Here is a 13,200-nt window from a genome sequence, read left to right on the forward strand (position 1 = left end):
GCCTGCGTATCGGCAACTACTGGAGTGGGAGACCCTCTGGGAACGTCGGTTCGCCGCCCCACTCATACTTCATTTCCACCCCCCGACAGCAACCGCTGTCGAGGGGTGGCTCACATTGCAACCGGGGTGTGGTGACGCTCCCTTCCGTCCTCGAGAGTGACAACCCGTCTCGAGAGGAATGGATCGCCCCGAGAGCGGAGCAGTTCGAAGCGGACGACGGCGATGTACCGTCGAAGATCACGGTTCGAGCCGGTGGGAAGCGGAGTACTCGATCGCCGCGTCCCGATCACGAGGGTTCGGTTTCGCGTCCGCACGCGTGATCACCTGCCACCGTTCCAAATATTTTTGGCATGAATATTATTCAACTGTGTCGTCAGGCTATACTATGGACGAATGCGACGGCGAGTGGTTGAACACGGTTTTCGAGCTGTTGGCATCCTCGCGTCGACGGTGTCTGTTATACTACCTCAAGGACGTCGAGTACGCGACGGTCGACGAACTGGTTCACGAGATCGCGGTCGACGAGGAAGGGATGGTTCCCGAGTCCGTCGACGACACGAACGAAATAGAGCTGTCGTTGGTTCACAACCACCTTCCTCGTCTCGACGCCCACGACGTCGTCGCATACGAAAACGACACGAGGTGCGTGGTCGTCGATGACGGATTCGACGACGTTCGAGAGACGATCGAACGGAGCATCGCGATCGAGGACGGGAGCGTCGCCGCGTCCGAGTCGTAACCGGTCTCGGATCGGTGGCCGACTCGAGCGGTGTCTGCAACCCGTTCGGGCGGCCGAGAGTAGTCGCGCGATAGCGAGAGTGACGGTGGACGGTCAGTCGGTTCGCCGCGATCCGTCGCTCGCCGATTCGCCCCGTTCGTTCGGCGATGGAGAAACGCCGTCGAGCGACGCGGTCGCGTCGTCGGATCCGTCGTGACGTATGGCTCAGTTCGTCGCACGCGTCGGTCCGGGACAGGTGTTTTTCTTTCGATCGGAAACGACCGGATGCGCCGATCGCCGCTTTCAGAATCGCCGTCGGCGTAGCGTCGGCTCCGTGACGAGGCCGGTTCCGGACGAAAGCGTAACGCGATCGCTCTCAGGTATCGAAGGTGTCACCCGGAACACTAACGTCCAGCGTCATCCCGTGGCGGCGTGCCGCGTCGGCTGGCTAACCCTCGTGCCGGGCGGGGGAACTGATCGGTTCCCCGGCGATTGTGTCGCGCGCCCGGGTTCGCCGTGCCGTCATCGCACCCGAATGGGTCAGCTCGGACGGGGACTAGAGGCGCGCGTTCCCTCTAGGGATGGGGTCCGTTTAACGCTTTCAGTCGCCGAAGGAATGCGATTCGAGGACGGTCCCTCCCGATCGGGCGAGTCACGGTATCGTCGACGCCTCGGGGTTGTCTTATCACGGTAAACGACTATACCGCCGCGGATAGTCCACTCGATTGGCGTGAGAGCCAGGCGGGGCGAACAACTCGCAGCCAGAGCGCACGTATCGAGTGTCGCCGACCCCGACGGCGGCGTTCGCCCTTTTCGCGTCGTCGTTTCGAAACCGACAGCGGGCGGGCCGTTCGAGTCCGGGGTTTATTCGGCTGGACGACGTACGACCCCATCTCGAGGTCATTTCCGTGGACGGCGAGAACGAGCGCGCTGCGGCGAGATGTACGCGGTGTGGAGAGATCGGTATCGTACTGGTCGGTCCCGACGGGACGTTCGAGCCGATCGGTCAGCCCGAACTCTGTTCGTGTGACGGACGGACGCTCCGGATACTCGAGCGGACGCTGGACGATCCCGACGACGGTTCGTAATCCGAGCGAACGGGGGTCAGTAGACGTACTCGTCCTCCGCGAGCTGAACGTAGCGTCCCTTTCGGTACGCGAACTTCCGTCGCTTGTACGCGGCGAGGATCTTCGTCGCGTCGATGCCGGCGGAGTATCGCTTCGATACCAGGACGTTGTCCCCGTTGTCACCCTGCATGTCGTTGACGACGCCGAACGCCCAGTCCCAGTCGTCCGGCTCGTAGTCGGCGACGATGTCCGCGAAGGCGACGTTCCGGAGAACTTCGTCACCGATGGCCTCCTTCCAGCGGCGATTGTACCGTCCGATCGAATCGGTCGCCGCGAGTCTGCCCGCGATCTTCCCGGATCGAACGGCGACGTGATAGCCGCCCTCGTGAAACGCGGAGGTCGTCCCCATCGCGCCGCCGACGACCGCGATGTTCGCGCCGACGGGGGAGTCGATCGGTCGAGTCGAGGAGATCGGATAGGTTTCGGTGCCCCGTGATTTCCCGCGATCCTCGACGAGCGGAAAGTCCGTCTCGACGTCGTACTCGTCGCCGTACTCGAGTTCGAGAAGCCGGGAAACGTACTCGGAGCCGGACGGAATCCCGTCGTCGGTCGGCTCGAGGAGTTTGTAGGCGTCGGGGTTGTCGACGTCCGCCAGGTCCATGCCGATCGGCATCGTCAGGCCGACGCGGGCGACGGTGCCGTCGTTCGGAAACACCCAGGGGTAGGCGGTTTCGCCGGGCATGTACCCCCACCAGAATTCGAGCCAGTCGGAGTCGAAGACCTCCTCGGGAAACTCCCGATACTCCTGGTAGGCGATGTGGTTGGCCTCCGGGGGTGAGAGATAGTCGGAGACGCTCCGGCCGGGTGCCGTGAACTGATCGAGCGCCTCGAGCGTGATCCGTCGTTGCGGGCCGTCCGCGAGGACGACGTACTGCGCTTCGAGCTGGTCGCCGTTCGAGAGCGTCAGCGTGTGCGTCGGTCCCCGAGACCCGGAGGCGCGGAGATCGGTCTCGAGGTCGGAGACGCCGGTTCCGACGCGGAGGTCGGCTCCCGCTTCGGCCGCACGCTCGTGGAGCCAATCGTCCATCCGGGCGCGATGGAAGGTGTAGCCGAAGTTCGGATAGCTCGCGTCGATCCCGGTCGTCGTCAGTTCGACGGCGCTGTTGGGGCCGACGAATCTGGTCCCCTCGAGTTCCTGGAGGATAACGTCGTCCGGGATCTCCTCGTAGTCGAAGTCCATGATGTCGATCCAGTAATCGAGCATACCGGCGGCGTCGGTCGAATCCGGACCGAGTGCTTCCCGATCCTCTCGAGGGACGCCCTGTTCGAAGAGGACCGTCTCGGCACCGTAAGCGGCGGCCTGTTCGGCCGCCGACGTACCCGCCGGGCCGCCACCGACGATCGCGACGTCTACGCGTTCCATACACCGTGAGCACTCAGCCGGCCGTATTAAACCGCATGAAATTCGTGCCGGCTCACAGTTGCCGTTCGGCGAGGCTCGTGCGGCGGCCGATCGGACGCCGAACGCGCGGGACGAACGCTTTTGGCGCGTCCGCTCGAGGAGCCGAACATGACGGAACGCGAAGATCCCGTCGAGTCGGACCGGAACGCGAGAGCCGACGGCGGCGACGCTGGCGACGTGCTGGTGCTTCGAAAGGGAACGCACGGAATGCCGATCGAACGGTACGCGGACGCGCTTCGCGAGCGGCTTCCGGATCAACGCGTTCGGCTCGCGCGCACGCCGGACGCGGAACGCGAAGCGATCGCGAACGCCGAGTTCGTCACCGGGATGGTACTCGAGGAGCGAGTCCTCGAGGAGGCGACGGAGCTTGCGGTGTTCGCGTGTGCCTACGCCGGCACGGGACACCTGCCGCTTGATCGGCTCGCCGAACGAAACGTAACGGTGACGAACGCCTCGGGGGTTCACGGACCGAACATCGGCGAACACGTGGTGGGGGCGATCCTGCGGTTCACTCGACGATTTCACGTCGGTGCGCGACGCCAGCGCCGCCGTGAGTGGCGACACTATCAGGCCAACGAACTCGAGGGCTCGACGGTTACGATCGTCGGACTGGGTGCGATTGGCCGCGCGGTCTGTGATCGGCTCGAGCCTTTCGGCGTCGAGACGATCGGCGTTCGGTACTCGCCGGAGAAGGGCGGTCCGACGGACGAGGTCATCGGCTTCGAGGACGATCCGTTTCACGCTGCGCTCGCGCGAACCGACTACCTGGTGCTCGCCTGTCCGCTCACGGAGACGACGCGGGGACTGGTCGACCGGGCGGCGTTCGTCACGCTCGACCCGGGCGCGGTGGTGGTGAACGTCGCGCGCGGGCCGGTCGTCGACACCGACGCGCTGGTCGACGCACTCCGGTCGAACTGGATTCGAGGCGCGTCGCTCGACGTGACCGACCCCGAACCGCTCCCCGAGGAGCACCCGCTGTGGAACTTCGGGAACGTCCAGATCACACCGCACAACGCGGGCCACACGCCGATGTACTACGAGCGGCTGGCGGACGTCGTCGCGGAGAACGCTCGCCGGTTCGCGGCCGAGGGTGCCGACGCGACCCTCGAGAACCGGGTTCGACTCTGAGGCGAGTCGAGTTGCGCTCGCGTCGGTCGTACGACCGTTCGACACCGAAATCTCGCGCAACCGGCGGGGAGGCGGCGTACACTTTTTCAAGTGCTGTCCCGAATCGGCTCGCATGGACGCGATGGATTCGCACGCGCACACGCTCGAGTCGACGATCGACGATCGAACGACCCCGCTGACGGAGGGGGTACTGTGACGTTGACGTTCGACGGCACGGTGGTCGTTCCCGTCGCCGATCCGGACGACGGCGAACGGACGACGGCGTCGCTGGCTCCGTATCTCACCGAGACGAGCACCGTCGTCGTCGTCAACGTCATCGAGAAGGCGGGCGGTGGGATCGACAAAGCGCCGATGGGACAACGAAAGGAGTACGCCGAAAAGATCTACGAACGCGCACAGCGCTCGCTCGAGGAGTCGCCCGCGTCGGTCGAGTACGACACGCTGTACGGAACCGACGTCGTCGAGACGGTCTTCGACGAGGCGACCGACAGAAACGCCGATGCGGTCGCGTTCACCCCGCGCGAGGGAAACCGGCTGGCGGAACTGCTCACCGGAGACGTGGCACGCCGGATGGTGAAGGAGGCGACGATTCCGGTCGTCGCACTCCCACAGCAGTGACGACCGAAAACCGATTCGCGAGTCGAAAACGCGGGTAGCTAGAGGTAGCCGTTCTCGAGCAGCAACTCGCCGTTGAGCACGCTCGCGCCGGCTGCGCCGCGGATCGTGTTGTGTGCCAGACAGTTGTACTGGAGGCCGAACGTCGACTCGCGGAGGCCGCCCGCGGCGATCGCCATCCCGTCGCCCAGCGTCCGGTCCATCCGCGGCTGCGGGCGGTCGGGTTCGTCGAAGACGTGGATGAGTTGCTCCGGCGACGAGCGGAGGTCGAGCGACGGGTACGCCCGCATGGCGTCCGCCGCGTCGTCGACGGAGAGGTCGTCTTCGGTCTCGACCCAGACGTTCTCGAGGTGGCCGTCGATCGTCGGAATCCGGTTACACGAGGCGGCGACCTCCACCTCGTCGTGGGTGAGAGATGCGCCGTCGAACTCGCCGAGTAGCTTCCGGGATTCGGTCTCGAGTTTGTCCTCCTCGCTGCCGATGTAGGGGATCGCGTTGTCGATGATCTCCATCGACGTGACGCCGTCGTACCCCGCGCCCGACACCGCCTGGAGCGTCGCGACGTGGACCCGCTCGAGGCCGAACTCGGCCAGCGCCGCGAGCGTGGGGACGAACGTGATCGTCGAACAGTTGGGATTTTTCACGAGCGCGCCGTCCCAGCCGCGCTCGTCGCGCTGGACCTCGAGCAGATCGAGGTGTTCGGCGTTGACTTCGGGGATGACCAGCGGCACGTCGTCGGCCATTCGGCTGTTCGAGGAGTTCGAGGAGACGACGTAGCCGTCCTCGCAAAACGCCGGTTCGACCGCCGATCCGACGCTCGAGGGAAGCGACGAGAAGAGGAGATCGACGTCGTCGGGAACCTCGTCGGGGTCGGTCGCCGTGACGGTCATCTCCGCGATTTCCTCGGGGATGGGGCTGTCGACGCGCCACTTCGCCGCCTGTCCGTACGTCTTGCCCGCGCTCGATTCGCTCGCGGTCAGTGCAGCGATCTCGAACGCCGGGTGGGGCTCGAGAAGCTGAATCAGTCGTTGTCCAACGGCACCGGTTGCGCCGAGTACGCCTACTCGTACTGCCATTTTCCGCCATTCGGAGGCGTGCGCGCAAAACCGTTTGGATTTCCGCCGAAACGCGACGACCCCCGCGTCGGCGCGACCGTCGGCCGGAACCGACCTCGATGCCGATACCGATTCCGACGGCGTTTCGGCGACCACCATCGCAGGCGACGAGCGCCACGGCGCGGATAGAAGGGATTAAGAAAGCGGAGCGGAACATAGCGACCGATGATCACTCGACAGCTTCGACGGAGCGTCCGTTCGGAACCGGCCGAACGCGCCTCGACCCGAATCGCTCGTCGACCGCACGCCGTCGCCGACCGCACGGGGTGGACGCGATGACGAGCACCGCAGCGAACCCAGGCGAGTCGGAAACGGGACTGCTCGAGACGCGATTCAGCATCGGTGCCACGGTGCTGGCGGTGATCAGCGTCCTCGTCGCGATCCTCATGGCCTGGACCGGCTTCCAGGGTGACGAACTCCTGATCGTCGGAACGGAGATGAACGTCGTCACCGGAATGGCCGGCTCGATGCTGGCGCTGTTCGTCGCCGTCGTCGCGCTCGTCGCCGCGGTGTACATGGAACCCGGCTTCGACCACTGATACGGCCTCCTGTAACGATGCACCGGTGGCCCCGCGCCCCGTCTGCGGCGTCACCGGCAACGTCGTACACTGGTCCGTGTGACCGACTCGTCCGACGTTCGTTCTCGCCGCGACGCACCGCCTAACGCCGAGTCGCGTCACTCGAGGCGGTCGCATTCCGACGACGCGAACGCCGTCGCTGCTCGCGATCGACGAACTCGAGAGCAAGAGTCGTACTACGCCGGAATCTGCGCGCTTTTCTTTCGGGTGACGTAGCCCGCGATCCGGTTGCGGACGCCCTTGGATTCGACGTTGGTGAGCTTGGATACGCTGTCTTTGTTCTGTTCGAAGTCGGTCGTGAACGCGTCCGGGTACCGCTCCAGGAGGAGGTTCCCGGTCTTTTTGACGTAGGCCGGTTTAATTGCCATACAGAACGGTTCCGTCCAGAGGCTCTTAATCCCTTTCTCTTCGGCGTGCGCCCGCGAAGTCGCCCGAACGGTGTCGCCATCGTTCCGGCGGGCCGCGGTTCGCCGAGGACGGGGTAACGGCCCGACGTCCGTCCGATCTCACCACTTCACCACTCGGCGTGCTCGCGCACGCGCTCGAGGGCCGTCCGTTCGCGCGGTCCGCCCGCCCGCTCGACGACGGACGCGCAGTACTCGAGACGATCGCGGAGGTGCGCGTCGTCGTAGCCTTCGACGCCGAGCCTGGAAGCCGCGACCGTCGCCTCGACGACGGCGCTGAACCCGCGGTCGATCGTCGGAACGCGCTCCGCGACGACCGCGGTCTCGACCGGCTCGAGCGTCCACGTCTCCCACTCGGTCCCGTCCTCGCTCCCCGAGTCGATGGGGGAAACGGCGACGCGGACCCAGGCGCTCGCGCTCTCGAGAACCGGCTCGTCGACCTCGTGAATCGACAGCGCGGCGTCGGTGAAGGTGACGGGATCGTCGACGAACTGGACGAACCCCTCTCCCCGTCGGTGGAAGTTTCGCCGGGTGCGGGTGTTTCCCCACGTTCGCGCGGTGACGGGATCGCCGGCGAACACCCCGAGCGCGGCGGCGTTCCACCGGTCGTTGGGACCGAGCGTCGTCACCACGGTTTCGGTGACGCCCGAGAGCGCGACGGGCCACGCCACGGTCTCGGCGGCGTTCGTCCCGTCGGCCTCCCGTTCGTCGCCGGTTGCGACGTCGTCGTCGCTCCCGTCGCCGGTCCCCGCGTCGTCCTCGCGTGCGCCGCCGGTCACACCTCGAGCACCTCGCGTTCGAGCGCGACGAACAGACCGGCGGCGGTGACGTCGGCCGTGGTTCCCGGGTTGATCCCGCGCTCGACGAGTTCGTCGGCGAACGACTCGACGGCCTCGCGATCGGTCCGGACGGCGTCGCGCTCGGACAGGTCCGCGGCCCGGCGGCTGACCTCTCGGGCGACGTCCCGGCCGTGCTGTTTCGCGACCAGCGTGTCGGGCCGATCCGCAAGCAGCGAGAGAAAGACCGCAGCCGACCGGTCGAGCGCCGTTCCGTCGGCCGACGCCAGCCGCTCCGCGGCGGTGAACGATCGCTCGAATCCGCGAACCCACTCGCGGGCGACGTCGTCGCCGGGCACGCCCGCCGCGAGGACGTCCAGCAGCGTCAGACCGCGCTCTTCGAGCGCCGGGATCGCGTCGGCCCCCCGTCGGACGTCGAGTGGCTCCATCTCCGCGGGCGGCTCCGAGACGAAGACGTCGACGCGTTCGAACGCGCTGTAGAACGCGGCCGCGTCCGCGACGGTCGTCCCCTCGACGACGGACTCGACGACCGGCGGCGAGAGATCTTCGGCGGCGGCCCGGACCAGCGGAACGAGCAACAACAGCGCGCCGAACTGGGTGTTTCCGCCGCGCTGGTCCGCCATCCCCGCGACGGCTCGCTCGAACGCCGGTCCGACCGCCGCTCCGTTTTCGGCCATCTCGAGGCCTCGCTGTGTGCCGATCGTTCCGGCGAGGAAGTGTTCGAACCGCAGGTCCTCGAGGTCGCGCCGCCGGTCGACGTTTCCGGGTTTGGGCGTGCCCGCGACCTCGAGCAGAAGCGCCAGTTGCGCGTTCTGTGCTGGCGTTCGCATGTGTACCAGTGGGATGGCGGGGGGCTTAGCGTTGGGGATGTACGCACCGGAAGCGACCGCCGCCGGCTCGTCGGGTCGACGCTCGACCACCACGGCTAAAGGGTCGCCATCCCAACCACCGTCGATGACCGACGACGGCGACGCGTGGGCGCTTCCGGACGACCTCGAGGCGGTGCGGGAGCGACTGATCGAGTGGTACGAGGACGACCACCGGGAGTTTCCCTGGCGTCGGACCGACGACCCGTACGCGATCCTCGTCAGCGAGGTGATGAGCCAGCAGACCCAGCTCGGCCGCGTCGTCGAGGCCTGGTCGTCGTTCCTCGAGCGCTGGCCGACCGCCGCGGCGCTCGCGGCGGCCGACCGGGCCGACGTCGTCGGCTTCTGGACCGATCACAGCCTCGGGTACAACAACCGGGCGAAGTACCTCCACGAAGCGGCCGCGCAGGTCGAATCGGAGTACGACGGCACGTTCCCCGAGACGCCCGCGGAGCTCCAGGAGCTGATGGGCGTGGGACCGTACACGGCCAACGCGGTGGCGAGTTTCGCGTTCGACGCGGGCGATGCGGTCGTCGATACGAACGTCAAGCGGGTCTGCTACCGGGCGTTTTCGATCCCGGACGACGACGCGGCGTTCGAGACGGCGGCGAACGAGCTCATGCCGGAGGGGCGTTCGCGGGTGTGGAACAACGCGATCATGGAACTCGGCGGCGTCGCCTGCGGACAGACGCCGCGCTGTGACGAGGCGGGCTGTCCGTGGCGCGAGTGGTGCGACGCCTACGCGAGCGGCGACTTCACGGCCCCAGACGTTCCCACCCAGCCCAGCTTCCAGGGGAGTCGACGGCAGTTTCGCGGCCGCGTGATCGGGACGCTCCGGGAGTACGACGAACTCGAGATCGATACGCTCGGTCACCGAATCCGGGTCGACTACGCGCCCGACGGCGAGTACGGACGCGAGTGGCTCGAGGGGATGCTCGCGGACCTGGCCGACGACGGCCTCGTCGACGTCGAAACGCGGGACGGCGAGACCGTCGCGCGGTTGCGACGGTAGCCGCCGGTACGGTTCGAAGTCGGCGTGCAGAGACGCGATCGAACGATCCGAGCGGTCAGACGAGGAGAAACGCCGCGATCGCGACGGCGATGAAGACGGCCTTCAGTCCGGTGTTGACGAGGATCACTTTTGTTCCGAACTCGGCTCCCCAGATGCCGTACTGGAACGGAATCGAGCGTTTGACCGTTCCGACGGTCAGCGAGATCAGGCTCCCGATCAACAGCGTGACGACCGCCTCGGCGGGCGTGAACACGTCGCCGATCATCGGGGCGATCGCCACCGCGCCGCTGGTCGGGTCGACGGTCGCCACGAGAACTACCGCCACCGCAGCACCCGGCAGCCCCACGAGCGAGGTGAGCGGCTCAGCGACCGCCGTCATTCCCTCGAGATCGACGTACTCGAGGGCCAGAAAGACCAGCGAGTAGACGATCGCCAGCCGCGGCAGAATCGATCGAAGCCGGTCGACGGTCTTCTCGCCGGCGCGACGAAGCGTTTCGCGGTTCGTCCGGGACTCGTCCGCGGGTTCGTCCGGCTCGAGCGCGCCTGCGTCGTACTCGTACCCTCGCAACAACACCATCCCCGCGAGCAGACCGACGACCGAGATGGCCAGCGAGATGCCGGCTCTCGCGCCGACGTACATGAGTCCGGCGTGGAGGCCGAGGATCGGAATCAGAACCGGCCCGTAGTAGGTGAAGACGTGCTGGACGAACCCGAAGAACGTGTTGACGACGACGGCGATCAGCGTCGCCCGATCGTCGAGCAGCCCGGACTCGCGAAACTCCGCGAGCATCCCGTAGCCGGCGGTGACCGAGACCGCGTTCGTGAGGATGGCCGTTCCGACCTCGTCCGGCAGGTTGGCCGGTTCGGTGAGGTATCGGCCGGCGCGGGCGACGGTCTCGACGAGTCCGAACGCCACCGCGACGTTGGCGATCCCGACGCCGATTCCGATCAGCGCGGAAATCGTCAGGATCCGGGGGACCGCCTCGGTCAACAGGACGGACGCGATCGACTCCACGCGTTCCCGTTTCGATCGCCGATCGAAAGATCCACCGACTCGTCGCCGACTCCCGTCGACTCGAGCCGATCGGCCGCGGTTCGATCCGCGGCGAGCTGACACCACCGGCGTTTTGTCGCTTCCCGTCGACGTCCGAGCTATGACCGACGTTCACGTCGCCGCACTGTGTGGGAGCCTCCGAGACGACAGCGTCACGCGGACCGCGCTCGAGCGGGCGCTCGAGGCGGCCGACGACGCGGGAGCCAGCACCGAGTTGATCGACCTCCGGGAGTACGACATCCCGACGTTCGACGCCGACCGAAGCCGGGAAGACGCCGGCGAGGCGGCGGTGCTCGCCGAGCGTCTCCGGAAGGCCGACGCGATCGTCCTCGGCACGCCGATGTACCACGGCTCGTACGCCTCGCCGCTGAAAACCGCCCTGGATTACTGCGGTTTCGACGAGTTCGAGGACAAGACGGTGGGACTGCTCGCGGTCTCGGGCGGTTCCTTTCCGGTGACCGCGCTCGAGCATTTGCGGTCGGTCTGTCGATCGTTGAACGCGTGGGTGCTCCCCCACCAGGCGGCGGTTCCGAACTCGAAGTCTGCCGTCGACGGCGACGAGTTCGCCGACGCGAAACTCGAGCAACGGGTCGTGACGCTCGGCCGACGGGCGGTCCAGTACGCCTCGATCGAGCCGGATCCGGACTCGTTCGAGAGCGACCAGAACGTCGGCGCGGCCGGCAAGTAGTCGCCGACGCGGAAGCCGCCCGGCGGCGGGCGGATCGCGGTCAGGTTTCGATCAACCGACGGAATCGCCGCTGATGAGCGACGAACGCGAGGAGTCCGAACACCACCGCGCCGAGCTGGACCGGCTCGATCCGGAGGACGACGGTCGTGATCTCGAGGGAGATCGGCGGCGAGACGATCGCCGCGTCGACGAACCAGACGGAGACGAGCAACACGGCTCCGCCGACGGCCAGCAACGTGGCCGAGAGCACCGACGCGACGGAGGGGCGGACGGGCGACCGGAGCTCGAAGACGCGCCGTTCGAAGACGAACTGGGTGGTGAGAACGCCGACGAGGATCAGCGTGGCGATCGCGACGCCGGGGACCCCGCCGATCCACTCCGCGACGTACAGCCAGACGATCCACCCCGCGGTCAGCGCGAGCGCGGCGCCCAGCCGGTGCGGTCGCAGGAGATCGGCCGGCTCGTCGATCGCGACGCCGACGACGCCCGTTCTGAGCAGCGAGCCACAAAAGAGGATGCCGAGGCCGGCGAGAGCCGTCGACGTCGAGCGGGATCCGACGACGAGGCCGAACCACAGACCGACGGCGATCGTTTCGATCAGCGCGGCCGTAAGCGCCACCGTGACCCCTACGACCCGGTGACGGGTGGTTCGGCCCATGATCCCTGGCTGTCGGATAACGCTCATTGGCGCGGTATTCGCGCACGTACCGTTTCGTTATGCAATTCGTTACCAGTGCGAACTCCTCCCCTTCGTGACTTTATACCGCGTTAAGACCCTGTTTCTTCGCGCGCTCGCGCCGACGGCGATCGACTCGGCGTCGTTCGGCCGCAGCCGGAACCGAAGGGGCAGATCGCCCGCCTCGATCGGGTTCGGTCGCCAGCGCCGCGTCCGCGCGCGACGAAATACCGTATTTCTATCCGAAGCGTTCGGGTAACCGGACTATACTCCAGGCTGACAGGCGACGGTTCGTCGAAACGTTGGACAGAATTATGTACGGCGATGTGGTCGTGGCGGATTATGCCCGAAACGGAACAACAGGACAAGACGCTGTCCGAGCTCATCGTAAAGGAAGCGGTCGGAAAAGGTCTCGACACGCCGCTGCGTGACTCCATTCTCGAGGCCGTCGAGGAGGAAGAGTCGGGTCGAGCCGGCGGTCGGCTGTCGATCGCGGGGGCGGTGTTCGGTCTCGGTGCGGCGATCGGATTCCTCGCCGGCCGGCACGCGCCCGCGCTCGAGGAGACCTCGATCGAGGAGATCGAGGAACCCGAGATCATCGAAACGATGGGCGGAGACGACGAGAGCGAGGAGGTAACGGAGGTGTCGGACGAGAAAGCGGACGCCGACGTCGAAGACGACGCGGGCTCCTCGAGCCGCCTCGTCCGGCTGCTGGTCGCGCTGGGCGTTCTCGTCGGGATCGCGCTCGCCCGCCGCCGGCTGATGGGCGAAGAGGAAGACGAGTGGGAGCCGATCGAGGAGTTCGAGCCGGCGACGACGATGGAAGCGGACGACGAGTCGGAGGCCGACGCGGAGTCCGAAACGGAAGACGAATCGGGAGCCGAAGCCGACGTCGAGACGGAAGAAGAGTAACCCGTTTTCGGATCGAGTCCGGGGAACTCGTCCCGTTTTTTCGCTTGAACCGTCGGACGGAATCCGGCGAAAACGACCCCTCGGTACCGGTGGCTGGAAACGAGCCGT

The 13,200-nt window shown here is 66.6% G+C and carries 15 protein-coding genes; 8 read left to right on the forward strand and 7 right to left on the reverse strand.

Annotated features, from left to right (window positions below; translation table 11 throughout):
• Positions 1-385 precede the first annotated feature (385 nt).
• Together EA472_RS08380 and EA472_RS08385 are read left to right on the forward strand one after the other, a co-directional pair.
• Entirely contained in the window at positions 386-739 is a 354-nt protein-coding gene (locus tag EA472_RS08380) for a DUF7344 domain-containing protein (RefSeq protein WP_124191066.1), read from the forward strand.
• Positions 740-1,626: 887 nt separating this feature from the next.
• The gene (locus EA472_RS08385; protein WP_243637808.1) at positions 1,627-1,806 is read left to right on the forward strand and encodes a hypothetical protein; all 180 of its coding nucleotides are present in this window, start codon (positions 1,627-1,629) and stop codon (positions 1,804-1,806) included.
• Between the two features lie 16 nt (positions 1,807-1,822).
• Here the strand turns inward: EA472_RS08385 and EA472_RS08390 are convergent, their stop codons facing one another.
• A complete protein-coding gene (locus EA472_RS08390) occupies positions 1,823-3,208 on the reverse strand; it encodes an NAD(P)/FAD-dependent oxidoreductase (protein ID WP_124191067.1) in 1,386 nt (461 codons plus the stop codon).
• 246 nt (positions 3,209-3,454) lie between these two features.
• On the opposite strand from EA472_RS08390, the gene EA472_RS08395 reads away from it, so the two are divergent.
• Both EA472_RS08395 and EA472_RS08400 read left to right on the forward strand, forming a co-directional pair.
• On the forward strand, positions 3,455-4,375 hold the full coding sequence (locus EA472_RS08395; protein ID WP_243637818.1) for a D-2-hydroxyacid dehydrogenase: 921 nt from the start codon (positions 3,455-3,457) through the stop codon (positions 4,373-4,375).
• Between the two features lie 192 nt (positions 4,376-4,567).
• Entirely contained in the window at positions 4,568-4,993 is a 426-nt protein-coding gene (locus EA472_RS08400; RefSeq protein WP_124191069.1) for a universal stress protein, read from the forward strand.
• A 38-nt stretch (positions 4,994-5,031) separates the two neighbouring features.
• On the opposite strand, the gene asd is transcribed toward EA472_RS08400, so the two are convergent.
• Positions 5,032-6,066: an aspartate-semialdehyde dehydrogenase gene (gene asd / locus EA472_RS08405; RefSeq protein ID WP_124191070.1), complete on the reverse strand. Its 1,035-nt coding sequence runs from the start codon at positions 6,064-6,066 to the stop codon at positions 5,032-5,034.
• A gap of 314 nt (positions 6,067-6,380) precedes the next feature.
• On the opposite strand from asd, the gene EA472_RS08410 reads away from it, so the two are divergent.
• A complete protein-coding gene (locus tag EA472_RS08410) occupies positions 6,381-6,644 on the forward strand; it encodes a hypothetical protein (protein ID WP_124191071.1) in 264 nt (87 codons plus the stop codon).
• A gap of 215 nt (positions 6,645-6,859) precedes the next feature.
• Here the strand turns inward: EA472_RS08410 and EA472_RS08415 are convergent, their stop codons facing one another.
• The 3 genes from EA472_RS08415 to EA472_RS08425 all read right to left on the reverse strand — a co-directional run bounded on the left by EA472_RS08415 (position 6,860) and on the right by EA472_RS08425 (position 8,714).
• Positions 6,860-7,051: a 30S ribosomal protein S17e gene (locus EA472_RS08415; protein ID WP_124191072.1), complete on the reverse strand. Its 192-nt coding sequence runs from the start codon at positions 7,049-7,051 to the stop codon at positions 6,860-6,862.
• Between the two features lie 146 nt (positions 7,052-7,197).
• Entirely contained in the window at positions 7,198-7,866 is a 669-nt protein-coding gene (locus EA472_RS08420; RefSeq protein WP_207891140.1) for a DUF447 domain-containing protein, read from the reverse strand.
• Positions 7,863-8,714: a triphosphoribosyl-dephospho-CoA synthase gene (locus tag EA472_RS08425; RefSeq protein WP_124191073.1), complete on the reverse strand. Its 852-nt coding sequence runs from the start codon at positions 8,712-8,714 to the stop codon at positions 7,863-7,865. Before EA472_RS08425 ends, EA472_RS08420 begins: the two co-directional genes overlap by 4 nt.
• Positions 8,715-8,838: 124 nt before the next feature.
• On the opposite strand from EA472_RS08425, the gene EA472_RS08430 reads away from it, so the two are divergent.
• The gene (locus EA472_RS08430) at positions 8,839-9,762 is read left to right on the forward strand and encodes an A/G-specific adenine glycosylase (protein ID WP_124191074.1); all 924 of its coding nucleotides are present in this window, start codon (positions 8,839-8,841) and stop codon (positions 9,760-9,762) included.
• Between the two features lie 55 nt (positions 9,763-9,817).
• Here the strand turns inward: EA472_RS08430 and EA472_RS08435 are convergent, their stop codons facing one another.
• Positions 9,818-10,777: a nucleoside recognition protein gene (locus tag EA472_RS08435; protein ID WP_124191075.1), complete on the reverse strand. Its 960-nt coding sequence runs from the start codon at positions 10,775-10,777 to the stop codon at positions 9,818-9,820.
• 139 nt (positions 10,778-10,916) lie between these two features.
• Here EA472_RS08435 and EA472_RS08440 point away from each other — a divergent pair, with 139 nt between their 5' ends.
• The gene (locus EA472_RS08440) at positions 10,917-11,504 is read left to right on the forward strand and encodes an NADPH-dependent FMN reductase (RefSeq protein ID WP_124191076.1); all 588 of its coding nucleotides are present in this window, start codon (positions 10,917-10,919) and stop codon (positions 11,502-11,504) included.
• A gap of 40 nt (positions 11,505-11,544) precedes the next feature.
• Here EA472_RS08440 and EA472_RS08445 read toward each other — a convergent pair whose 3' ends face one another.
• On the reverse strand, positions 11,545-12,189 hold the full coding sequence (locus tag EA472_RS08445; protein ID WP_124191077.1) for a hypothetical protein: 645 nt from the start codon (positions 12,187-12,189) through the stop codon (positions 11,545-11,547).
• 333 nt (positions 12,190-12,522) lie between these two features.
• Between EA472_RS08445 and EA472_RS08450 the strand changes: the two genes are divergently transcribed.
• A complete protein-coding gene (locus EA472_RS08450; RefSeq protein WP_124191078.1) occupies positions 12,523-13,092 on the forward strand; it encodes a hypothetical protein in 570 nt (189 codons plus the stop codon).
• The last annotated feature ends 108 nt before the right edge of the window (positions 13,093-13,200 follow it).

It is taken from the genome of Natrarchaeobius oligotrophus (assembly GCF_003841465.1).
Classification (GTDB): Archaea; Halobacteriota; Halobacteria; order Halobacteriales; family Natrialbaceae; genus Natrarchaeobius; species Natrarchaeobius oligotrophus.